General features: G+C 54.0%; 18 protein-coding genes. 5 read left to right on the forward strand and 13 right to left on the reverse strand.

Going from position 1 to position 22,619, the window contains the following annotated elements; all coding sequences use genetic code 11:
- Nucleotides 1-519: RHS repeat-associated core domain-containing protein (locus HW115_RS13265; protein WP_178933389.1), on the reverse strand; the 519-nt coding region annotated here is incomplete at its 3' end.
- A gap of 195 nt (nt 520-714) precedes the next feature.
- Here HW115_RS13265 and HW115_RS13270 point away from each other — a divergent pair.
- Nucleotides 715-1,761 (forward strand): Fic family protein, encoded by a 1,047-nt coding sequence (locus HW115_RS13270; protein ID WP_178933390.1) that lies wholly within the window; start codon nt 715-717, stop codon nt 1,759-1,761.
- Nucleotides 1,762-2,082: 321 nt separating this feature from the next.
- Here HW115_RS13270 and HW115_RS20185 read toward each other — a convergent pair whose 3' ends face one another.
- The 5 genes from HW115_RS20185 to HW115_RS13295 form a co-directional block, all read right to left on the reverse strand.
- The gene (locus HW115_RS20185) at nt 2,083-2,229 is read right to left on the reverse strand and encodes a type II toxin-antitoxin system RelE/ParE family toxin (RefSeq protein ID WP_227021518.1); all 147 of its coding nucleotides are present in this window, start codon (nt 2,227-2,229) and stop codon (nt 2,083-2,085) included.
- Nucleotides 2,190-2,372, reverse strand: a complete 183-nt coding sequence (locus tag HW115_RS13280) for a hypothetical protein (protein WP_178933391.1) — start codon at nt 2,370-2,372, stop codon at nt 2,190-2,192. Before HW115_RS13280 ends, HW115_RS20185 begins: the two co-directional genes overlap by 40 nt.
- Nucleotides 2,372-2,596, reverse strand: a complete 225-nt coding sequence (locus HW115_RS13285; protein ID WP_178933392.1) for an addiction module protein — start codon at nt 2,594-2,596, stop codon at nt 2,372-2,374. The genes HW115_RS13280 and HW115_RS13285 overlap by 1 nt, the downstream gene beginning before the upstream one ends.
- Nucleotides 2,597-2,814: 218 nt before the next feature.
- Nucleotides 2,815-3,195 carry a tyrosine-type recombinase/integrase gene (locus HW115_RS20190; RefSeq protein WP_178933393.1) on the reverse strand — a complete coding sequence of 127 codons (381 nt, stop codon included), beginning with the start codon at nt 3,193-3,195 and terminating at the stop codon, nt 2,815-2,817.
- Nucleotides 3,196-3,379: 184 nt separating this feature from the next.
- Nucleotides 3,380-4,330, reverse strand: a complete 951-nt coding sequence (locus tag HW115_RS13295) for an MBL fold metallo-hydrolase (RefSeq protein ID WP_178933394.1) — start codon at nt 4,328-4,330, stop codon at nt 3,380-3,382.
- A 102-nt stretch (nt 4,331-4,432) separates the two neighbouring features.
- Between HW115_RS13295 and pdxA the strand changes: the two genes are divergently transcribed.
- Nucleotides 4,433-5,329, forward strand: a complete 897-nt coding sequence (pdxA, locus tag HW115_RS13300) for a 4-hydroxythreonine-4-phosphate dehydrogenase PdxA (protein WP_178933395.1) — start codon at nt 4,433-4,435, stop codon at nt 5,327-5,329.
- On the forward strand, nt 5,326-7,233 hold the full coding sequence (locus HW115_RS13305; protein ID WP_178933396.1) for a RecQ family ATP-dependent DNA helicase: 1,908 nt from the start codon (nt 5,326-5,328) through the stop codon (nt 7,231-7,233). Before pdxA ends, HW115_RS13305 begins: the two co-directional genes overlap by 4 nt.
- Before the next feature lie 42 nt (nt 7,234-7,275).
- Here HW115_RS13305 and HW115_RS13310 read toward each other — a convergent pair whose 3' ends face one another.
- From HW115_RS13310 to HW115_RS13320, 3 genes are all read right to left on the reverse strand, one after another.
- Complete coding sequence (locus HW115_RS13310; protein ID WP_227021519.1) at nt 7,276-8,523, reverse strand: Aq_097 family APC-type transporter; 1,248 nt, start codon at nt 8,521-8,523, stop codon at nt 7,276-7,278.
- Nucleotides 8,524-8,585: 62 nt separating this feature from the next.
- Complete coding sequence (locus tag HW115_RS13315) at nt 8,586-10,319, reverse strand: ABC transporter permease subunit (RefSeq protein ID WP_178933397.1); 1,734 nt, start codon at nt 10,317-10,319, stop codon at nt 8,586-8,588.
- A gap of 19 nt (nt 10,320-10,338) precedes the next feature.
- The gene (locus tag HW115_RS13320) at nt 10,339-12,882 is read right to left on the reverse strand and encodes an extracellular solute-binding protein (protein WP_178933398.1); all 2,544 of its coding nucleotides are present in this window, start codon (nt 12,880-12,882) and stop codon (nt 10,339-10,341) included.
- Nucleotides 12,883-13,175: 293 nt separating this feature from the next.
- Between HW115_RS13320 and HW115_RS13325 the strand changes: the two genes are divergently transcribed.
- Nucleotides 13,176-15,671, forward strand: a complete 2,496-nt coding sequence (locus HW115_RS13325; RefSeq protein WP_178933399.1) for a beta-mannosidase — start codon at nt 13,176-13,178, stop codon at nt 15,669-15,671.
- A 48-nt stretch (nt 15,672-15,719) separates the two neighbouring features.
- Nucleotides 15,720-16,445: a L,D-transpeptidase family protein gene (locus HW115_RS13330; RefSeq protein ID WP_178933400.1), complete on the forward strand. Its 726-nt coding sequence runs from the start codon at nt 15,720-15,722 to the stop codon at nt 16,443-16,445.
- A 239-nt stretch (nt 16,446-16,684) separates the two neighbouring features.
- On the opposite strand, the gene HW115_RS13335 is transcribed toward HW115_RS13330, so the two are convergent.
- From HW115_RS13335 to HW115_RS13350, 4 genes are all read right to left on the reverse strand, one after another.
- Entirely contained in the window at nt 16,685-17,422 is a 738-nt protein-coding gene (locus tag HW115_RS13335; RefSeq protein ID WP_178933401.1) for a DUF481 domain-containing protein, read from the reverse strand.
- A 359-nt stretch (nt 17,423-17,781) separates the two neighbouring features.
- Nucleotides 17,782-20,280, reverse strand: a complete 2,499-nt coding sequence (locus HW115_RS13340; RefSeq protein WP_178933402.1) for an HzsA-related protein — start codon at nt 20,278-20,280, stop codon at nt 17,782-17,784.
- Between the two features lie 45 nt (nt 20,281-20,325).
- A complete protein-coding gene (locus HW115_RS13345) occupies nt 20,326-21,111 on the reverse strand; it encodes an IclR family transcriptional regulator (RefSeq protein WP_178933403.1) in 786 nt (261 codons plus the stop codon).
- Nucleotides 21,098-22,609, reverse strand: coding sequence for a xylulokinase (locus tag HW115_RS13350; RefSeq protein ID WP_178933404.1), 1,512 nt, complete (start codon nt 22,607-22,609; stop codon nt 21,098-21,100). Before HW115_RS13350 ends, HW115_RS13345 begins: the two co-directional genes overlap by 14 nt.
- Nucleotides 22,610-22,619: the final 10 nt, after the last annotated feature.

Genomic DNA, 22,619 nt, shown 5'->3' on the forward strand with positions numbered 1-22,619 from the left:
CGCTTTAGTCTCCGCTTTTTGCTCAGCTGCACGCGCACCGTTCATTCCACCACCAGTGGAGCTTCCTTCTGCGACTTCTATAATCGGTAAAGGGCCTAATAAATATCTCAGCAAGGGAGCAACTCCATCTGGAAGCATCTCCATACAGCATTTATTAATCTCAACCTCAATCATGGCCTCTTCTAAAGCAATCCACATCATACCTGCGTTAGGATTGAAAGGAGGATTAGGTGGTCCGGGAACTTTTTGGGGAGGAGCTGGCCTTACGTTTGCGTTACCACCTCCAGGAGGCTGAGGAAGAGGAATAAATCTAGGACGCCTTTCAAGCCCTTTCACGTCGTAGTAATTGATGCTATCGTTATCAATCATTCCATACACATTAATTCCGCCTTGCTCTTCAATTGGATCTCTCGATTTCCACCTCCCTGTAACCGGATCGTAGTATCTGTATGCGTAGTAGTTGAACCCATTATCCGGGGCATCCCTCTGTTTATCAGGGGGGCAGTTGCAGGAGGACAATAGGAGATCATCTCAGCATTCGAAAGTAGCCTAATCTAGACTCTTCCCGGCTCTTGTGTCACGCAGGAAAACCCAGGTGTTCATCGCATACATTCAGAGTCTGCCACTTAGCTCCCCAGTATGCACGGGTGACAACCTTCCCGGACTTGACCTCACACTTTAATTGGGTATTATCGGGTCAATAAATGGTTCACCATGGAAGTCTCAGTCAACATTACAGCAGAAATTCTCCAGCTCATCGCCTCGATTGACGAGTTCAAGGGGCGCTGGCAAGCCTTGGGTGCCATTGACCGTGACCGGCTGACGCAACTCAGAAGGACGGCCACCATTGAAAGCGTGGGCTCATCAACAAGGATCGAAGGCTCCAGAATGTCCGATGCCCAGGTGGAAACCCTGCTTGCCAACATAGAGATCGAGAAGTTCTCTTCCCGGGATGAACAGGAAGTCGCCGGCTATGCCAGGCTCATGGACCTGATCTTTGACTCCTGGGAGTTCCTCAATGTGGACGAGAATCACCTGCTGCAACTACATTCGACCTTGTTACACCACTCCACCAAGGACGAACGTCATCGGGGAGCCTACAAAACACTGGATAACCACGTGGCTGCGTTCGATGAACAAGGTAAACAAATCGGTATTGTCTTCGAGACCTCCAGCCCCTTCGACACACCTGCCCACATGAAGGCCCTCCTCGAATGGGAGCGGGATTCCCGGCAGTCCAGCGAGATGCATGCCCTGCTGCGGATCGGCGTGTTCATCGTCCGCTTTCTGGCCATCCACCCCTTCCAGGATGGAAACGGCAGGCTGTCACGGGCACTCACCACGCTTTTCCTGCTTCAGTCGGGATACGAGTATGTGCCCTTTGCCTCGATTGAGAGGATCATCGAGGCGAACAAGGACGGCTACTACAGGGCGTTGCGGGCAACGCAAACCTCGTTCAATACCACACCGGACTGGAACCCTTGGCTCGTTTTCTTTCTGCGGACACTGGCAAGGCAATGCGAGGTGCTGGCCCGGAAGGTGGAGGACCACCGGGTCATTCAGGCGAGTGGCCTGTCTCCCCTGGCGCTTGAGGTGCTGACACTCTTTGAGCAGCACAGTAGCCTGAGTAACCGCGAAATGGTTGCCTTGACGGGCTCCAACAGAAACACCCTGAAGAGAACCCTCTCTTCCCTGGTCGAAAAACGCCTTCTCATGACCGAGGGCAAGGGAAGGTCGGTACGCTACATGGTGGCTCCGTAGAATTGTCATGAGTGGTACATACTACGGAAGGGGTGGGAACAAGATGTCACGTGGCTTTTAGCCTTTATAGAGGTTCTGTAGTTTGCTAGAAACCATCAGCTTCATCAATGGGTTACTTAGCGACATATCCAGCCTTAGGTAGTCTCCGGGGAGACCCTCCTCGAACCGGACTCCACTACTACGCAGTAGTAGAGTCCGGCCCGTCTGGCTGGACTTTCTCCGCCCGGGAGGTTGACGGAAGACGGGTATGTAGCTGCAAAACCCACGGATTACTAAAGCATTTATCAGCTATATGGTAGCGGCTAAAGAAGAAAATTACGGCTACTTCTTCTCCCAGTAATTGGGCTGTCTACTACTATGAGCTACGGCAACGACAAGCAAGAGGCTTTCACCCTCGATACGATAGACAAGACTATAAGGGGAACGCTTCAAGTGTTGCGGCGATAACCTCCTGCAATCGGGTGCCAAAATTCAGGAGCTTCCAATATCTCCAGTTCTGCGTGTGCAAATTCTCTGTAGAAGTCCGCAGCCAGTCCTGGCTGATGCTCCTCGTAGTAGCTGAGCCCCTCCAGTAAATCAAGGCGGGCTTGGGCTGTGTATTCAATACGCATTAGATGGCGAGGCGATCTCTCATTTCCTTGTGCAAGTCTTCACTGCTGACGGAAGGGCTTTTTCCCGATTTCCAGCTTTCAACTCGCCTGTCAAGTTCCTCCATCCACTCCGGGCTGAGGTCTTCATTCTGATCAAGGCTCTCTATGATCTTGGCAGCAAGATATGAGCGGTCCTGGCGGGGCAGCTTCAGCACATCCTCCATAAGTTCGAATGCCGTATTCATGTCCCGAAGGTAACTCATTGTCGTTTTTATGCGAGTCTATTTTCTCCGCTAGACAGATGCCGATGAGGCGGTCTTCCAGGCGGCCTGATGCCAGGATCCTCATGAATGTTGACTATTTTACCCTTGGGATGCTCCCAAGCAGCCGGATCTTGCGAAGGACTGAGACCTCATTCAGGAGCGGTAAATATCAGAATGCCCCTTTGACAGGTGCCTGCCAGCTATTTCATCACCCCCGGGGATGCGTGCTGTGGTGGACATCGGACAGCCTCCCTGTGGAAACATGGGTATAGATTTCCGTGGTATCCACTCGTGAGTGTCCGAGTAGTGTCCGAGTAGTGTCCGAGTAGTGTCCGAGTAGTGTCCGAGTAGTGTCCGAGTAGTGTCTGAATCGTTCGCAAATCAGCGCCATGTTCCAGCATATGTGTCGCACAAGCATGGCGCAGAAGGTGCGATTCACCCCTTGCGGCCACATCCGATTGAGTAAGATAGCTATGTACTGCGTGCCCCCAAGCTTCAGCTGAGAAACCCTCGCCATATGAGATGAGGAATATTGCATCACTGGGGCATCCGGGAGTAGAAACAAGGGGGCACCTCAGCAAGATAGCGCTTCAGCCAATATTGGGCCAGACCTTCCAGCGGCACAACTCGTTCCTTTCCTCCCTTTCCGTTGTGAATCACAATCGAAGAATCTCCCCGAATGAGATCCGTGATTCACAGCCCCACAGTTTCGCTTCTGCTATGCTAGTGACACATACAGGTACTACGGCCCATTGAAGGTTTGGGCTAGCGTTTGGTTTCAGCGAGGCATTCGACTTCGACTCCGACGCCTTCTTCGAGGATGAGGAGTCGGTCGGCGACGCCGAGTCGCTCGGCTTCGGCGATGAGTCGTTCGACGGGTTCGAGGAAGGGTTCGTTTCCGAGTGGGAAGGTTTTGTAGTGCATGGGGATGAGGATGCCGGCTTCCATTTCGATGAATGCGCGCACGGCTTCTTCCGGGTTCATGTGGACATCGCGTCCGCTGGGTGCATCGTAGGCTCCGATGGGCATGAGGGCGACGTCGGGCGTGTGATGTTTTCCAATTTCCTTGAAGCCTTCGAAGTAGGAACTGTCGCCGCAGTGGAAGACTTTGCAATCGCCTGAGTGCACCATGTAGCCGCCGTAGTCCCGGTGGGTATCGTGTAAGTAGCGGGCGCCCCAGTGGTGGCTGGGGGTGTGGGTCACGGTGAGGTTATCAAACTGAAGGGTGTCCCAGACCGCCATTTCGTGGACTTGGTGGAATCCAAGGCGGTGGACGAGTGAGCCGCTGCCACGGGGGACAACGATGCCTTCATGGGCTTCCAGGACCTTGAGGCTTCTTTTATGGAGGTGATCGAAATGGGCATGGGTGACCATGACGAGATCCACCAGAGGCATGAGCTCGAGTTCGAGCCCTGGCTCGCGTTGGCGTTTGACGATGCCGTGCCATTCCGCCCAGTTTGGGTCGATGATCACGGAATGGTCTGGAAACTGGACGAGGAAGGATGCGTGACCGATCCAGGTGACCCGGATTTTTCCGGCTTCCGGCGGGTGTAGGATTGGGGCCTTACGCGAGCCGTTGCGTTTTTGGAATGCCTGGGGAAGCAGGCGGTGCCTGAGAAAGTGGTAATTGCGCCGGGGCCATCCTTTTTTTGGCAGGATGCCGGCGTAGTCTTTGCGGGTGTTGGAGTTAGGTGATTTTGATGATTCCCAAGGCATGGAGTTGATGATTGTTTTAAATATGCGTTGCTCTGGGAATCTTGCAACCCCTGTTTTATTCTCGTTGATTTTCGGCTGCGCCCAGCGGATGCTTTCGGGGAGATGTCGACGACGAGAGCGAAAGAGAGAAGGAGAATTGGAATTACCTTGGGAGAGCAGGCCGGGGTGGGCCCTGAAATTGTGGAAAAAGCCCTGGCGTCGGGTATGCTGCCCGAGGGCGTGGATTTCACGGTGATCGGTCAGCGGGTGGATGTGAAACCGGGAAAGCCGACGCTGGAATCGGCCCGTGCAGCCCTTGAGGCACTTGAGGAGTCGGTGGTGTTATTGCAATCCGGTGAGATTGATGCCGTGGTGACAGCTCCGGTGGCCAAGGACGGGTTGCACGAGTTGGGGTTTCATTTTCCAGGCCAGACGGAATTTTTTGCCGAGCGTCTCGGATGTGGCAACCATGCCATGTGTTTAACCGGGCGGCAGTTGACGGTAGCTTTGGTGACCATTCATGTGGCTTTGGCCGAGGTTCCCGGGCTTCTTCGCCAAGAGGAGATTGTCCGGGTGGGGAAACTGTTGGCGGATTTTTGTCATCAACGCGGGATTGCCCGTCCGAGGATTGCTGTGTGTGGGTTGAACCCACACGCCGGAGAAAATGGAGCCTTTGGAAATGAGGATGAGGAAATGGTAGCGCCAGCCGTTTGCCAACTCCAGCAGGAGTATGCTGAATGTGAGTTTAGCGGTCCGCATCCACCGGATACGATCTTCAGGCCAGCGGTAGACGGGCATTATGATGCTGTTTTATGCATGTACCATGATCAGGGGCTGATTCCATTGAAATTACTTGATTTCGATACCGGGGTGAATGTGACGCTTGGGCTGCCCATGCCTCGAACCAGCCCTGACCACGGCACGGCCTACGACATTGCCGGCAGTGGATCCGCCAGTGCCAGTTCCATGATCCATGCGATTCAACTTGCCTGCGAGATGGTAGCCGAAAAACCGGTGTGAGTAAGGATGAAACCATAAGCTTGCTGAAGCGCTATTTTGGGCATGACGCCCTGAGGCCAGGCCAGCAGCAGGTGATTGAAAAGGTGCTGGCCCGGACCAACACTCTGGCGGTGTTGCCTACCGGGGGTGGGAAGTCGCTCTGTTACCAGCTGCCGGCGATGGTCTTTGATGGCTTGACGCTGGTGGTCTCACCTTTGATCGCCCTGATGTGTGATCAAGTCAATACCTTGCAATCCATGGGGATTGCTGCGGCTCGTTGGGACCCTTCGTTGGATGAGACGGATCAAGAACAATTGGCGGACGAAATCGTTGGCGGGGGGGTGAAGATTCTTTATGTCTCCCCTGAGGCGATGGGCGCGGTGTTGTTGTGGAACGCCTTGAAGCAGGCGCAGGTGGAACTTGTGGCGATTGATGAAGCACACTGCGTGTCTGAGTGGGGGCACCGGTTTCGTCCGGCATACCTGACTTTGGTCAAGTTGGTGAGGAGGTTAAAGCCTCAGGTTGTTCTGGCGTTGACGGCAACCGCCAGCCCGGAGGTAGCCCGGGAAATTTGCAAGACATTCCGGATTTTAAAGCGGGATCAGGTGCAGACGAGCTTCTTCCGCAGGAACCTGCATTTTGGCGTTACGGCGCTTGCTGACGAAGAAAAGGCAGAAAAGTTGCTAGGGTTGCTTGGGGGCGGTAAGTATTTTCCAGCTGTGGTGTATGCAATTCGTCGGGAAACGGTGGAATCGTTGTCGACGATGCTTCGAGGTCACGGAATCCATGCCCGGGCCTATCATGCAGGTATGAGTGCGGAGGCGCGGACGGAGGTGCTTGAGGGGTTTATGCGTGGGGAGATTCCGGTGATGTGTGCAACGATTGCTTTCGGGATGGGGGTGGATATGCCCAATATACGATCAGTGATTCACTACCAACCGCCGAGCTCGCCGGAAGGCTGGATGCAGGAAAGTGGTCGGGCTGGGAGGGACGGCTTGCCGAGTCGTTGTGAGGTGATGATGAGTGGACAGGACCGCTCTCTACTGGAAGGTTTTTTGTTAGCTCGCCGGCCAAGCAAGCAGGCGGTTGCCAATGTGCTTCGTTCGTTGTTTTCGCAGGGGAAGGTCGCGGTGTTTTCGCGTTATGATGCAACGACCTTGAATGATCTCTCACGGGAGATGCTGGATGTTTTGTTAGCTCGCCTGGAACTTGGAGGTTGGATTGCGGCGGATACGGGGTCGTGGTTGTGGTGTCGGGCCTATCCATTGGTTTCGCTTGCGAAGGTGTTGGATGGGTTTTCCAAGGCTCAGCAGGTCAAACTCAAGCCGCTGCTAGAGGCTGGTAAGCGGGTGTCGTTGATGGAACTCAGTGGTGGCACTGCAGCAGGGCAGAAACAATGGATGAAGAGGCTGGCTGAGTTAAATGCATCGGGTGATGTGCGAATGAACTTTAGTCACAGCCTTGATCACTTCAAGGTGAGGAAACAGCCGGAGGATGTGAACCAGCTGGTGGATGATCTGTTTGATGTGTTTGAACAACATATTCAAAACGGGCTGGATCGGGTGGAGGAAGTGGTATCGATTGCTACGGGGGATAGGTGTATTCCCATGGCTTTGTTGGATTATTTTGGAGAGATTATGCCTCAACCCTGCGGACGGTGTTCGGTTTGTCAGGGTGACGTGGCGGGAGAACTACCCTGTGCCGCACCTGATGAGATCAGCGATGAGGAATTGGCGATGATTCAGTCGCTGATGCATGAGCGGAAACCTGCTTTGGCGAGCCCGGAGCGTCTGGCCCGGTTTTTGTGTGGTATCTACAGTCCGGCGATGATGCGCTATCGACTGTATCAAAGGCGTGAGTGGGGATCCTTGAGCCGGCTTCCCTATCAGGATGTGCTGGCCTTGGCTCAGGTCCAATTGTTTTGATGGCGGTTAGGAATCGATTCGGTGATCCTGCTGATCTGTTTTTTATTCGGATGGAATACCGAGGGCGAAAACGAAGAAACAGAGCAAGGTAAGGATGGCGAAAAGTGCGAGTTTTGTGTTTCGGTGATCCAGCTTGTGGGTGTTGTGGGCTGTGATGAGAGCTGTCATGCATTGCAGCATGTAAAACAAGGCAAAGGACCTGGATGCGTAGGCAATGATCTCATTGACATTGGTTTCCCAAGTCAGAATGACGGTGCAAATCAGGATCAGGAGGTAGGCGTGTTTGGCGGTGGTTTTGCCGTGCGAAATATCCTGAATCAGTCCTCCGGCTCCTTCGTTGTCGGCAACGGCAGCGCTGAACTGGCTGCCAATGGCGGCGATGGAAAGCAGGACCGGCAATACGATGGCGACCGGGGCCGTCATGGTGATGATTGCGGTGACATCAGCCCCGATACCATCATGGAAGAGGACGGTGGTCAGGGCGATGAAACTGAGATAGATGATGCCTGATAGAATCTGGGCTCTGCGCATGGTTTGAATGCGCTGTTTCGACGGGTGGTTGGCTCCGAGGTAACGTGAGGTTTCAAAGCCCTGAACCACAATCAAGAGCCCTAGCAAGACACGCAGATCATCGAAATTGACCTCTGATGAGACATTCGGCAATTTCCAATCGCCTCCTAACAGAAGGTTGACGTTGTAGATGATCAGCCCGAGGATCAGGGAGCCAATCATTCCAAGATTGATCGAAATGGCGTATTTTTCCAGTCCCTCAAGCATGTCCAACCCTTTCCACATGCCAATGCCTCCAATCAAACACAGCAAGCTGGTGGTGATGATGGGGGCCGCAATGGGGTGATCGACACCAGTCGCATGCAGGATAAAGGCTGCGAGCAGCTGAAGGTAATAGGTGACCGAGATAAAGTAGGCTGCAGCGAGAACAATTCGTGAAAGAAATGCCATTGATTGTGCCAGGCCACGTTCGTTTTCGATGGGCTCGAAGTATTCGATATTGAAGCGGATGGCACTGCCAACCCCGTAGGCAAGGAGCAGTAGCAAGGCCATGCACGGTAAGGCCATGCTGCCGACCAAACCACCCAGAAGGGGGGCACTGACCAAAAAACCACTACCCATGATGGATGCCAGGGGTGTGACCATGGCTTTCCAGTCGGATGATTGGCTCAGGCGTTTGGAGAAAGCGAGATAGCCGGTGAGCGCCAAGCAGGTAATGATGATGAGAATACTGAGCATTACCATCAGCGTGCCTGATCCGAGGCCTTGTGAAAAGGTCAAAATCGGCGGCAAAATCGCAGGGCCATCTAGATGACTCTGTGAAAAATCGGTTTAGGATAGTTCTAACCTTTGACTCCGGCGCTGCTCACCCCTTGGATGAAGTAGCGTTGGCAGAAGAAAAAGATGATGATGACCGGTAGGGTCATCAAGAGGTTGCCGGCTAGGATGAGCGGCATGTCATGGGTCATGGTTTCGTCTGCAGCCATGGCGTAGATGCCGACGGAGAGGGGGAAACGACCCATGTCCCGGAGGTAAACCAGAGGTGCCATAAACTCATTCCAGGATGCCATGAAGGACATGATGGCGATGGCGGCCATGGCGGGTTTGACCAAAGGAACGATCACGTAGTACCAGGTTTGGAGTGGATTCATCCCATCGATTTCGGCCGCTTCCTCGAGGTCGCGAGGGATGGATTTCATTTGTTGCACCATAAGGAAGATGAAAAAGGCAATACCGAACCAAGTGGGCACCCAGATCGGGTTGAGGGTGTTGTACCATCCGATTTCACGCCAGATCAGGAACTGGGGAATCATGGTGACCTGGGGGGGCAGCATCATGGTGGAGAGGAGAATGACAAAGGCGATCGAGCGCCCGGGCCAGCGGAGTCGGGCGAAGGCGTAGGCGACGAAGCTGGAACTCAGCACGGCACCGAGAATCGAGAGCGTCGTGATCAGGATGCTGTTGATGATGTATTTCCAGAAGGGCATCGAAAGAAATACGCGTTGGTAATTTCTTTGGATTTTTCCAGCCCGGGCAACGGTGGTTGAGCTGGGGTCGAGGGTGAGGGTCAGGGTGATGTGGTTCAAAGCTCCTGACCCTTCTTGGGGATCGCCGATTGCTTGCATTGGGATCCACGGGCGTTTCCCCCAATCCTCGCTGTCGGGTTTGCCAAGCTGCAAGGTGAGGGAGGATGCCTTGCTTTCTGCCAGCCAGGTGCTCCGGGTCCCCTGGTAGCTGGTTCCGTTGATTTTGAGTTGGGCGTGTAGTTGATGCCATGAGGCATCGTAGGTCATGGGGATGATAATGCGGTGGATGTCACCGGCTTTTTTCGGAATGGTGAATTGATAGTGAAGGACAATGGAAGAATCACTGCTGGAGGAAAAATGGCTTTGCAAGACGAGTTGGCCATCACTGTCGTAAGCCAGATTCCCTGATGTGCTTTCATCAAGGCTGAGTCCCGTGGGGAGCTCGTCCGTGGTCGGTTGTTTTTTAAAGGAGGATTGATAGATGACGCCGGCACCTTCGGCCCGGACTTTGAGGCCGTGGATGATCAGTCTGGCGTAGGTGTTGGCGTAGGCTTTTTGTAACTCAGCATCCTGTCCGTTGCCAGCGGCCAGAGCGGTGATAAATGCTTGCTGGATTTCGCTATCGGAGGAGTGTTGCCACAAGTGTTCAGGCATCTTTTTCAACCCACGTTGGAGCAGGTATTGGCTTGCCTGTTGGATGAAGTTTTCTTTTTCTTCACTGGATTTGAGCAAGCGAGGGCGGGCCGGGTCAGCGGCGATGAGCTCGGAACAGTGAGTGGTGAGTTCGGGTTGGATGATTTGCCAGCGGAGTTCATCGCATCCGTTAGGTCGTGGGGGGAGTGGCGACTCGATGACATACGGGCTTTGATTGCGAAATTCAGGAAGCTCAGGCCAGAATGTTTGTTGGTTGACTTCTTCTCCGGTTTTAACGCTGGAGACGATCATCCAGAGAAAGGGGAACAAAAAGATGGCGGCCCCTCCGAGTAGCAGGGCCCATAGCCAGGCTTTTTGGGCGAGGCGTGACCATGCGGGATGTCGGAGCTTTGGCATTGGAGATGCTGAGAGAAGGTTATTGGCTTTGGTAGTGAACCCACTTTTTGGAGGACCAGAGCTTGAGCAGGGTGAGAAGCAGGACGATCACAAAAAGCACCCAGGCCATGGCGCTTGCGTAGCCCATACGGAAGTACTGGAAGGATTGTTTGAATAGATAGTAGGCGTAGAACAGTGTGGCATTTTCAGGCCCCCCTTGGGTCATGATAAAGGCTTCACTGAAAATTTGAAGGGTGCCGATGGTGCCCATGATCAGGTTGAATAGAATGTAGGGTGTGAGCATGGGCAGGGTGATGTGCCTGAACTGTTTCCATGGCCCGGCGCCGTCGATGCGTGCTGCCTCATAGAGATGGTTCGGAATTGCCTGTAGGCCTGCGAGCCAGATGATCATGGCTCCACCGGCTGTCCAGAGGTGCATGATGATCATGGCGGGTTTGGCCCAACTGGTTTCTTGGAACCAATGGGGAGCCACGACTTCCGAGCCGATAAGATGTTGTTCGATCCAAGAGAACGGCCGGGTGTCAAAACACCAGTCGAGGCTTTGGTTGACGATTCCGTTTTGCGGGTTGAGGAACCAGAGCCAGAGGAAGGAACTGGCGACCACGGGCATGATGGCGGGTAGGTAAAAGATCGTACGGAAACTACCGACGCCACGGAAGCTGTTTTTCAGCAGCATGGCGATGCCCAAGCCCAATGCCATGGACAGCGGCACGCGCAGCAGCATGTAGAGTGTGTTGCCTAGGCTTTTGGAGAACAGGGGGTCGTCAGGCAGACTGCGGTAGTTTTCGAGTCCGGCGTAGTGAGCCTCCCCGATGACATCGTAGTGGGTGAAGCTGATGATGATCGAGAAGAGGATGGGGCCGGCGATGAAGAGAATCATGGCAATGAACCAGGGGCTGGCAAAAAACATCGCCCAGCCAACTTCACCCGGCCGGTAGCTGTTGTGTTGCTTTTGTTGTCGGAACCTCAGATAGATGGCCAGAAAGGGAATCAGGCAGATGAGGCCGTAAGCGATCAGGTAGGGTGTCCAATCAACTTTCTCACCACGGGGTGGTTGGAGCACGGCGTCAAGTCGGGTTTGGACTTCTTGCTGAACATCCTGCATGGCGATGCGGGCTTCGAGTTCGCCAAGTTTGTTTTTTTGTTCTTCACCTGTGAGCTTGGGGAACTCTCTTTCGAGTTGTGCTCTGGCTGGTTGGGCAACCCGCTCAGGGTTGTGTTGCACTGCGTGTTCGTAGCCTTCGATGTGTTTGTTCCAGAGTAATTGTCCGACCGGGGTGACGGGGCGGATGTAGGTGTTAGGAGCAATGGTTTCGATTGCCCGATAGGCTTGTTTGAACGTCCGGGGCATGTCCGGGTTGTCGTAGACTTCCTCTTGGATGATTTGCTCAAACAAGCGGCGCTTAGCAGAGCCACGCGGCAGGTACAGTTTGCCAGCGCTTTCCTGGATGTCTTTGAACTCCTGCTCCATGAAACGCAGGCTTTTATCACTATTGAGAAATTGGATGAGTTTGAAGGCTCCTTCTTTTTGCCGTGATGAGGTGGGCATGACGTAGGCATAGCCTCCGGACCAGGTCAGTGGCTGTTTACCCATGTCCAGCTGGTCTTGGGGCATCGGCGGGGCAACCAGCATAAAGTCCATATCGCTCTGGTGGGCTGCGATCAAATCGAGTGACCAGTTGCCATCGATTTTCATCGCCACCTGTCCGGTGAGGAAGGGGTCCATTGCGCCCTGGTATTGAAAACTCGACCGGTAGGCTTCGACTTGTTTGAATCCTCCGAGGTCGTCGTAGACATCGGTCATGAACTTGAGTGCCCGGGTGACTTCCGGGCTGTCCATGGTGACGCGGGTGCGTGTGGGGTCGAGAAATTCACCGCCGGCTTGCCATGCGTAGAGGTAGAGCCATGAGTTGCCGATATTGGGAGCGAAGCCGATCCGGCGCAGGCCTTCCCCGGGGTTTTGTGGATTCTGGTAGCGGCTCAGTGTTTTGGCGTAATTGCGTAGTTCTGTCCAGTTGCGTGGCGGGACGATTTGGCCGTTGTCGTCCTGGTAACCTTGCTGGCGTAGGAGGTCGCAGTTGAGATAGAGCATGCGGAAATCGACGCTGGTGGGCAGGCCGTAGAGTTGTTCGCTTTCCTCGCTTCCGGGGCGAGCGTAGCTGGCTTCTGAGAGGGAGAATGCGTAGAAATCGTCGAGTTCGATGCGCAGTGGATCATCACCTTTTTGTTGTTCGATCCACGGGCTGAGGTTTTCGAAAGCACCTTTGGATGCCCATTCACCGATGGCGAAGCGATCGAAATAGACGACATCAGGGGGGACTCCTCCGGCGATGGCACAGAGTAGTCGCTGGGCATCACCTGTCAGGTCTTTGGTGACGGGCACGCTGTAAATGACCTTGTATTCGGGGTGCTTTTTTTCGAAGGCTTTGAGCACCGGTGTGATTTGGTCGGTGAGCATCGGGTTGCCCCAGAACACGATCTCGGTTCTGCCATCGCTTGTCGGTCCGTTCCGCGTGTTGTGGTGGGTCCACAAGGCGAGAACGCTCAGGAGGATAAGGAGCATGATAACAGCGACCCGCAGCGGAACCGCTCCGGGAAGGAGCTGTCGGGATGATCGCGGGTGACTGTTGCTCATGCGCGCCGCAGATTACATTTTATTCCAGAGGAATGAAGGAGAAATTCGATGAATCAAGATTGTTGGATGGGTGGCTGAGTATTCAGGGCTTTGCTCGATGAAGAGTGAAGGCGCACGAATCGGCACAGACTGCGGGTTTCTTGGTCTAAAGCCCGGTGGGGGAGGGAAATGCAGTTGGAAAATTGGAGTGGGAGGTTAAAAGGGAGGAGCTGATGATGAAGATGATGACTGAACAAATGTTGGATCGCGACTGGGAGTTTCGTAAAGTGGGAGACGATGGCTGGTTGCCGGCCGAAGTGCCGGGCTGTAACCATACGGATTTGTTGTCCCATGGAATGATCGAGGATCCATTTTGGCGATTGAATGAGGCAGACTTGCAGTGGATCGATAAAGAAGACTGGGAATACAGGATGTCATTTGATGTCGATGAAGCCACTCTGAGCAAGCAGAAGGTTGCCCTGCACTTTTATGGATTGGATACCTATGCCTCGGTACAGGTGAATGGTGTGGAGGTTCTTTCCGCGGATAACATGTTTCGCGAATGGTGGGTGGATGTTAAAGAGGTTCTGAAGGTAGGAAAAAACTCCCTGCGCATTTATTTTAAGTCGCCGATTAACGAAGGGGTCAAACTGTATGATGATCTGGACTATGTGGTTCCGGCTCAGTTTACCGATCAGGCAGAACATGGGCAGGTCGAAGGAGGAAAGCGGGTGTCGGTCCATACGCGAAAACCCGGGTATCACTATGGATGGGATTGGGGGCCTCGCTTGGTATCCAGCGGCATATGGCGGCCGATCGTGCTGAAAGCCTGGGATGATGCCCGTATCGCCGACGTTCAGGTACTGCAGCAACAAGTGAACGACGAGTGTGCCAGTTTGGCCGCGGTTTATGAATTGGAGGTTGGAGTCGCTTGTTCGGCCCGTCTTGAACTCAGGTGTGCGGGTGATGTTCTGGCCAGTGAGCAGCTTGAGCTTTCGCCCGGTGAAAGCTGTCATCGGTTGGAGTTTTCCATCGAGAACCCGAAGCTCTGGTGGTGTAACGGTCTGGGTGAGGCTCATTTGTATGACTTGGATTGCATACTCGTTTGTGGCCAGAGCGAACAAGTGGTCCGCGAGCGTGTGGGGATTCGTACCATTGAACTGGTCCAGGAGGATGATCAGGTTGGGCGTTCGTTTTTCTTCCGGCTCAATGGCGTGCCGGTGTTTATGAAAGGGGCGAACTATATCCCGAATGATATCTATCCGACGAGGGTTGATGAGGACAAATACCGTGAGGTGATCGACACGGCAAAGGCATCGAACTTCAACATGCTGCGTGTATGGGGTGGTGGCTATTACGAGGAAGATCTTTTTTACGACCTCTGTGACGAGGCGGGGATTCTCGTCTGGCAGGACTTCATGTTTGCCTGTGCGATGTTCCCCGGGCACGATGCTTTTCTTGAGAGTGTTCGCCAGGAGGCCATCGATAACATCAAGCGATTGCGTAACCACGCCTGTCTGGCGTTGTGGTGCGGGAATAACGAAATTGTCGTCGCATGGGAACGCTGGGGGTGGAAAGAGCGAGAGATGGAGTTGGGCCAAGAGCATGTTGATCGCTTGTGGCGGCATTATGAAGTGCTTTTCCATGAACTCTTGGCCGAGGTTGTTGATGAGTATGACCCGGGAACGGATTACTGGTCGTCGAGCCCATCCGTGGAGCCTGGCGTTCCTTCCGAACTCACCCATGGCGACGAACATTACTGGGGTGTGTGGCATAAGAAATTGCCATACGAAACGTATTCGACCCATGTCGGCCGGTTCATGAGCGAGTATGGTTTCCAATCGTTTCCCGAGCTGAAGACGGTCAATGAATATGCCCTGCCCGAAGACTATGGCCTGCTGACGGATGTCATGAAAGCGCATCAACGTTCCCCGGTCGGGAATGAGGCGATCCGGCATTACATGTTGCAAAGCTATAACGAACCGAAGGACTTCGAGGAGTTTCTCTATGTCGGTCAGGTATTGCAGGCTGAATTGATTAAATATGCGATTGAGGCGCACCGCCGGGCGATGCCCTATTGCATGGGGACCTTGTATTGGCAGTTGAACGATTGCTGGCCGGTGGCTTCCTGGAGCTCCATGGATTCCTCATTGCGCTGGAAGGCCCAACAATTTTTTGTAAAAAAAGCTTACCAGCCGGTTTTGTTGTCGAGTTTCGTCGAGGGGGATCGTTTCACCCTGCATGTAATCAATGATCATTTACATGAGCTTGATGGGGAGTTGTCGCTGGAGCTGATCGACTTTCATGGTCAGGTTCTGGCAGAGCGGAATATGCTGGTAACGGTGCCGGCCAACTCGAGTGGTGTGTATTTTGAAAGTGATGTTCCCGATGTCGTGGAAAACTACCCGGTTAAACAATCGGCGCTTGTCGCAAGATTGAATGTTGCGGGATCCGAACAGGCGAAGTGCGTGTTCTACTTTGCGAAGGTCAAGGAGCTCGCATTACCGCGTCCGGATCTGGGTTGGAAAATGAGCCCTGGTGATGGTGTGATGCGACTGGAATTGGAGGCAGATATGCTGATCAAAAATCTGTATCTGTCATTGAGCCCGGGAGATGCGAAGTTCCCGGACAATTACTTTGATTTGCTTCCCGGTGAGTCGGTCGTTATGGATGTGGAATCCGATCTTGATGAACAAGCATTTGCCGAAGCCCTGACCTGGCGGTCGATTTCCCAATAGACTGAATCCACTCGACAACGGATGAGGCTTGCCGATAGACTGCCGACAATGAAGCGCAGGACGTTCTTGTTTCTATTGTTGGGCTCGGTTCTGGCGATAATCGCATTCTATCATTATGGCCGCCCGCTGTGGGGGCCATATTATTTGAAGTTAGCCGGGAAAGATAGCGTCGAGGACATCATGGCTCGGTATGAGGAACCAGTGCGTGATCGGATGGCTCCGGCACTCTCACGGATCGGTCGTGACGCTTACCCCGACCGTTTGATGCTGATCGCGATCAAGGAGAAACAAATCCTGGAGATGTGGGGGCAATACGAAGACTCGTATGTTCTCATCAAAGAGTATCCGTTTACCGGTTACTCGGGGGAGTTGGGCCCGAAGTTAGAGCAAGGGGATGGGCAGATTCCCGAAGGTGAGTATGGGATTGAATATCTGAATCCTAACAGCTCATTTCATCTCTCCATGAAGGTGAGCTATCCCAATGATTTCGATCGGGAGAAGGGAGAGTCGGACGGACGACGTCGTCTCGGTGATGATATCATGATTCACGGGAGGTCGGCGACGATCGGATGTATTCCCGTGGGTGACGAAGCGATTGAAGAATTGTTTGTCTGGGTGGTTCGTGTCGGAGCCAGCAAGACCGGGGTGCTGATTTCTCCAGTGGACTACCGGGCGGGTGTCGACAGTCCGTCGATTGTAGGAATCGATTGGGAAGACGAGCTATACGCTGCGATTAAAAAACGGTTGCTGATGTTTAAGCATCCGTCATCTTGAGGCTGAGTTGGTGGCGAAAACTGGGACCTGATTCCTCTGGCGCATCAGTGGGTCTAGGCCTATATAAAATCCCGTATGGTTTCATGTGCCATGTTTTCTACACGATGCTTATGGGTTCGTGTGGGTTGGGGCAGATGATTCGTTTGTAGATGTGAAGCTGCATCCATCTGCATGGAGTCGCTACGGGTTGTGTATTTGGCCGTAGCGGCTCCTTCACTTTTTGTAGGCCTTTCTTTGGCCTAAAACTTGTAGGCGATACCGGTGATGAGTTTGATGTCATTTTTCTCTTTGTCTTCGGCAGGAGCATTTTCGTATTGGTCCGAGAGAAAAACTTTGAGGGCGATCGTATCGGTAAGGTCGGTTTCGAGGCCGGCTTCAAAGATGATTTTATAATCCTGCCCATCATCCAGTCGTGGGAACCAGGAAAAGTTTTGGTAGAATTTGGTGTCCTGACTGATCAGGTATTCGAAGTGCTGGGCGACCAAGGCGTGGGCGTAGTTGTCTTCGGTGCTGTCTTTTTCTTCGAAGGTTCCTCCGAGACCGAATTCCAGTGACAGGAGGTGGGTGTCGCTGTTGAGAAGGTAATGACCCAGGCTGCCGGTGAGAGACATCCGGTAATCGATTTTGGCGAAGGTGTCTCTGCGGCCGTCAAAGCGGAGTCCGTAGAAATTTTCTCCAGCGTACTGGTGTTTCCATGTGGCCTTTGCGAGTGTTTCGTCGGTGGTTTTGTTTTCGTCTTCCTCTCCGTAACTATAACTGAGGCTACCAAACAGGGCGTTGGGCCCTTGTTTTTTCTGTGTTTGAATACCGGCGGCTACCATCAGGGAGTCGGTGTTGCCTTTGGCGATGGTGAGGCCGAGGTCAAGGTTGCTGTGCCATTGCCCATCCGCAGGAGGCGATGACTTTTCGTCGTGGGCGGAACTGGTGAGGGGCAGGAGGAGGCTGAAGAGGAGGAGGTGTCGGGTGATGGTAGGCATGATCGGATGGCTCGATGTGAACGGCGGGGAACGTGGAGAAGCTCCGAAGATTTGTCACGGTTAATACCATTCTCCCAGTTAAATTGGCAGAATGGTTTGAGTTTAAGATGATGAGTCAGTCAGCAAGCTGAATGGCAAGGGGGCACTGAATCTTTTAGATTTTACCGTTGTTGCGCGTCGGTTGCATAGCCCGCTATGCGCCTTCCTTGCGCCTAGTTAAAATCGAAAACCTTCAGTGCCATTCAGCCAATTTAACTGATCAAATGGTATAATATGGTGCCCGGCTTGAACAAAAAAATGCGCAATACCGAGGGGCATTGCGCATGTGGAATGATGAGGATGTGGTGCTTGCTTAGCACTTACTGGAAGTCCCGGTCGTATCGTTTGTTTCCTTCCTGGATGGCCTTGCGGTTGGCCTCCTCGATTTTTTTCCGGTCGGTGTATTTCTTCAAACGCTTCAGGTCCCGGTCACTGGGTTTGAAGCCAGGCATGTCACCTCGTGGGGTTTGGGTGAGGCGCTTTTTACCTTCGTTGATCAGAGCGAGGGCTACGCGATATTCCTTGGACTTCGGATCGAGTTTACTCAGGCAGGGGCTGAGTTCAGGGCGCTCGAAACTGATCTGGGCTCCTTGGCGGTGATTGTGCCCGGTGACAAAACGGGTCTTGGTCAGTTTCCCTAGTTTGCCCACTTCCGCAGGGGTGAGTGGTGAGCGTCCGGCCAAACCTTCGGGGTGGGCGGATTGGAATGTTGGGTAGTAGGGAGCATTGAGATCGAGCCAGGTGGTAATCTTTTCAAGCTCATCACGCTTGAGGCGGACGTCCTTGTGCTCCGGGATGTTTTGGTGGTCCACCGTGAGGGCTTTGACCAAGCGGCTGTTGGCAGCGCCCCAGCTGCGTGCCTGCTGGATGGCGGCGGGGCCGGCTCCAATCGCATTGACGTATCCTTTGCTCCAAAGGTCAATGTAGGAGGCATTGAAGACCAGCGTTCGGTCGCTGGCGAGGTTGAGTTTTTGTCCGGCGGGTTTGCCATAATCGTGGCAGGAAACGCAATGCTGGTCGAATACCGGTTGCACCTCACCTTGGTAGCTGAACTCCCTTGGCTTTCCTTTCCAACCGCTCAGCTTGGAAGCTGCCCGCTTCATGGCGAGTGGTTGTTTCTGGGTGTTGAGGGGAACCGCACTGTTGCGGTCTTCGTGGCAGCCGACGCAGCCCTGGGTTTCTCCGGACTGGATGCTGGTGCCACTGCGCATCGAGTGGATCATCATTTTGTCTTTATCGAGTAGCTGGAAAAAGACAAAGGTATCGGCCGGGCATTCGAAATGAACCGAGCCGTCTTCCTCGACAGGGACGGTGCCGAGGATGCGTTTATTCTGGAAGTTGTGCCAGTTCATGGCGGGCCACTGGGTCCCTTGACCACTCCATGGGTTGTTGATCCAGGTGCGTTTCTCAGGAGCTTCGACAACACGCAGGTATTTGATTTCTCCCGGAGCCACCCCTTGCATGTGGGTGCCAATGTAGACGTTTTGCACGTAAAACGTGCCGGTGCCGTTGGGTTTGTAGTCACGGGTGATGGGTTTGACCGGGGCGGGCTTGCTGGTGGTGACGGGCATCGGCTCGTAACATCCGCGTCCTTCGCTGTGCAGCAGGATTTCGTTGCCGAAGGTGTCGACCAGAAAGATCCCCATCGGGCGTCCCTTTTTCCCTTTTGTTTGGGTCATGCGTGACACGAGAAACGTGGTTTCACTGAGTGGGAACGGGTCTTCATATTTCGGGTTGACCCGTTTGAAGGTGTCGAAGTTTCCTTTGTCTACCAGATTGATGGCATCGGCCGGCCAGGTGCGGACGACGGACTTACGGCCGTCCACGCCGAGGTTGCGGTCGATGATGGCCATGGCGCCCCATGGGACGTCGTGGCAGGAGGAAAAGGTGCAGAGGGTGAGGTTGGTGCCGGGGATCATGCGGGCATCAAGCACGCCTCCCGGGCTGGCAGTGTTATTACCCCAGTAGACGGCGTGGTTCGTGCCGTCTGGGTTGACGGTCCAGAGTCCTTGGGCGTCACCGAAGTTACGGTCGACATACTCCCAGCGGTTGTAGAGGATGCGGCCATCGGGCATGACCGAGCTTTGCCCCTCGAACAGGGTGCTTTTACCGATTTGGTGGATATTGGCCCCATCGGCTTCCATGCGAAACAGGTTGGCCATGATGTGGCGGTTGCATCCGCAGAACTTCGGCTCCCGGGTGGAGGAAAAAACAATCGAGCCGTCGGGAAGGTAGCATGGGTCGAAATCGGCCACGCCTTTGGCGGATGTCAGCTGCTTCAAGCCCGAGCCCTTGGAGCTGATTTCGTAGATGTGGTAGTCGTCCTGAATGTTTTTACGCATTGAGAAAATGACTCGTGTGCCATCAGGGTGGACTTCGGGGTCTCGGATCGAGCCATCCTTGCCGGGGTCGAGTAGCACCTTGGTTTTACCCGTTGCCACATCGAGCAGCTTCATCGGTCCGCTCGGGCGGTATTTGTGGGTGCAGACTTCGTCGGTTTGGAAGATGGTTTCCGTGTTGTGGTGGTCGCTCAGGTACTGGGCCCGTTCAACAAACAGCACGGGAGTGTTGGTCAGCAGGGGGTGGGCGCGGAGTGCGCGTTGCTGGAGCTTCTGGAAGTTTTCTCCGCTTTGGTTTGCTTTTTGATCCAGCTCTTTGAGGTAGGCCTTGGCCTGTGGGTAGCGATCACCGTATTTCATCTGCAGATCCTCGATGGCAGCACGCAGGCTTGTTGGGGAGTTTTTCCCTTTGGCGTGAACAGGACTGGTCAGGAGTAAGCCCAGAGTGGCAGCAGCGCAGATGAATAACGGTGTCTTCATGGATGGTTTGATGTGGGTTATGAGTGTTGATCAATACGATACGTATCAAGGTGAGGTTTCATAGCCGAGCCGGACCGAGATGCGGGCTGCGGCATCTTTGACTTTTTCTCCCAGTTCGGGGAAGGTGTCGCTCGGTAGGTTACTGCTGGATCCGCTGATCCAGAGAGTGGCGATGACGCGTTGGGTGTGGTCGAAAATCGGGGCCCCAACACAGTGGATACCTTCGAACTCTTCGGCTCGATCTAGGGCGTATCCCAACTCTTTGACCTCCGCGAGTTCCTTCCGGTAGGCCCGCAGTGTGGTGATGGTGGTGTCGGTAAATCCCGGGAATTGCATTTTTTTCAGGATGGGTTCGGCTTCATCATCACGCATGAAGGCGAGCATGGCTTTGCCCGGAGCACTGCAGTGCATACGGAATTGGGAGCCGGGTTCGATCGAAAGTTTGAACGGGTAGCCGCCGGGGGCTTGCTCCAGCATGACGCCCTTGCCCTCGTTCATCACACCGATGAAGGCCGCTGCCCGAGTGCTGTCGCGCAGTTTGCGCATGATATCCATCGATTGTTCGATGATGTTCTCGTCTGAAATGGCGTGCAGTCCGAAGGCTAGGAACTTTTTGGTCAGGGTGAATTTTTGGGATTCCGGGTGGCGGGACAGGTAACCAAGGTCGAGCAGGGTGGTGGTGATCCGGAAAATCGAGTTTTTCGGATACCCGAGGGTGTTCATAATTTCAGTCAATGTGGCTCCCTCCCGACCTTGCTTGGTGAGGCAGTCGATAACTTCGAGTGACCGGACGAGTGCCGGAACGTGATATCTTTCGTTAGTCGTTTTCATGGTTTGCGAACGCGCAACATACATGACTAGCTTGTAAAAAGCGACTGTAAGCACCGATAAAGTTTTGTTTCTCAGAGGGTTGTTGCTGATCGGTTACCTGATGAACCGAGTCCAGAGTGGAAAAATCTTCCCAGATGCCACATCCGACGGCGGCGAGTGCGGCTGCCCCCAGTGCCGCCGCCTGCTGGTCGACATTGGTCCGGGTGATGGTTTTGCCGTAGATGTCGGCATACATCTGCACCCAGAAATCACTGCGACTGCCTCCTCCAACGGCAAGAATGGAGTCGCTGATCGGGGTAATGGACTGTAAGGCATCGAGAGCCTGTTTAAGCCCGAAACAGATACCTTCCATCGTGGCTCTGATCAAATCGGCCTGGGTGGTGCCCAGATTGATATTGAGGAACGCTCCACGGACGTCCGGGGTTTCATCCAGTGAAGATCCTCCGGCGAGGTGGGGGACAAAGCTGACTCCGTTGGCTCCGGGTGCCGAGGATTCGGCAAGCTCGATCATTGCCTCGTAGGTGTTTTTTCCTTCCTGATCAAGGTTGGTGCAGACTTGTTCCCGCATCCAGCGGAACGAGGAGCCTGCCGAAAAGATGGCAGTGGCGGAGTTGAACATGCCGGGCACGACATGGGTGAAGACGTAGGGGCGGGTGGAGAGGTCGACGAGCGGCTTGCTGGACGAAACGGCGATCCAGCTCGAGGATCCCATCGAGTTGTAGCAGGCACCTTCTTTGTAGGCAAGAGCCCCCAGAGCCATGCAGGAGTTGTCGACTCCTCCGGCTACGACTTGCACGGACTCAGGCAATCCGAGTGCTTCGGCTGCTTCCGCAGTCAATGTCCCCAGAATTTCAGTGGAGGGAACAATTTTCGGAAAAATCCCGGCAGGCAGGCCACTGGCATTGATCAGGGTGTCGGAATAGTTCCAGGCCTTAAGATCATAAACTCCGCTACCCGAGGCATAGGAGTAGTCGGTGGCCATGACTCCGGTCATTTTGTAATTCACATAGTCCTTGGTTCCGATCACCTGGTGGATGTGCTCGAAGGTTTCCGGCTCGTGATCGCGCAGCCACATCATTTTAAAGACCGTGTAGAGAGCGGGGGGGAATCCGTTGCCTGTCAGTTGATACCAATCCTCTTCGCTGATGTGCTTAAAAAAGGAATCCATCTGGGTGTCCGGTCGGGAGTCCGACCAGATAGGCACCTGATCGCGTAACAATTGGCCATCCTCGTCCATCGGAACCAATCCCAGGCTATGGCCGGAAATGCCGATAGCCCGAACCTTGCCTGGGTCCTCCGAGGATTGTTCAAATAACCTACGGGTACTGTCGATCACCGATTGCCACCAGTCTTCAGGTCGTTGTTCATGCCAACCATCTTGTGGATAGTAGGTTTCATACGACGCAAAATCACTGGCGAGGCACTGGCCTGCAGCATCATAGAGGGAGGCCTTGGTTCCTCCGGTTCCGAAGTCGTAGGCGAGGATCGTTGCTTCCATGGTGGCTGTG

The organism is Oceaniferula marina (assembly GCF_013391475.1).
GTDB classification, from domain to species: Bacteria; Verrucomicrobiota; Verrucomicrobiia; order Verrucomicrobiales; family Akkermansiaceae; genus Oceaniferula; species Oceaniferula marina.

Bases quoted from the DNA above. Each gene is read 5' to 3' on its own strand.
- HW115_RS13345 (WP_178933403.1), bottom strand. From the start codon at position 21,111: ATGAAAACGACTAACGAAAGATATCACGTTCCGGCACTCGTCCGGTCA.
- HW115_RS13285 (WP_178933392.1), bottom strand. From the start codon at position 2,596: ATGAATACGGCATTCGAACTTATGGAGGATGTGCTGAAGCTGCCCCGC.
- HW115_RS13350 (WP_178933404.1), bottom strand. From the start codon at position 22,609: ATGGAAGCAACGATCCTCGCCTACGACTTCGGAACCGGAGGAACCAAG.
- HW115_RS13325 (WP_178933399.1), top strand. From the start codon at position 13,176: ATGATGACTGAACAAATGTTGGATCGCGACTGGGAGTTTCGTAAAGTG.
- HW115_RS13330 (WP_178933400.1), top strand. From the start codon at position 15,720: ATGAAGCGCAGGACGTTCTTGTTTCTATTGTTGGGCTCGGTTCTGGCG.
- HW115_RS13295 (WP_178933394.1), bottom strand. From the start codon at position 4,330: ATGCCTTGGGAATCATCAAAATCACCTAACTCCAACACCCGCAAAGAC.
- HW115_RS13320 (WP_178933398.1), bottom strand. From the start codon at position 12,882: ATGCTCCTTATCCTCCTGAGCGTTCTCGCCTTGTGGACCCACCACAAC.
- HW115_RS13280 (WP_178933391.1), bottom strand. From the start codon at position 2,372: ATGCGTATTGAATACACAGCCCAAGCCCGCCTTGATTTACTGGAGGGG.
- HW115_RS13270 (WP_178933390.1), top strand. From the start codon at position 715: ATGGAAGTCTCAGTCAACATTACAGCAGAAATTCTCCAGCTCATCGCC.
- HW115_RS13340 (WP_178933402.1), bottom strand. From the start codon at position 20,280: ATGAAGACACCGTTATTCATCTGCGCTGCTGCCACTCTGGGCTTACTC.
- pdxA (WP_178933395.1), top strand. From the start codon at position 4,433: ATGTCGACGACGAGAGCGAAAGAGAGAAGGAGAATTGGAATTACCTTG.
- HW115_RS13335 (WP_178933401.1), bottom strand. From the start codon at position 17,422: ATGCCTACCATCACCCGACACCTCCTCCTCTTCAGCCTCCTCCTGCCC.
- HW115_RS13315 (WP_178933397.1), bottom strand. From the start codon at position 10,319: ATGCCAAAGCTCCGACATCCCGCATGGTCACGCCTCGCCCAAAAAGCC.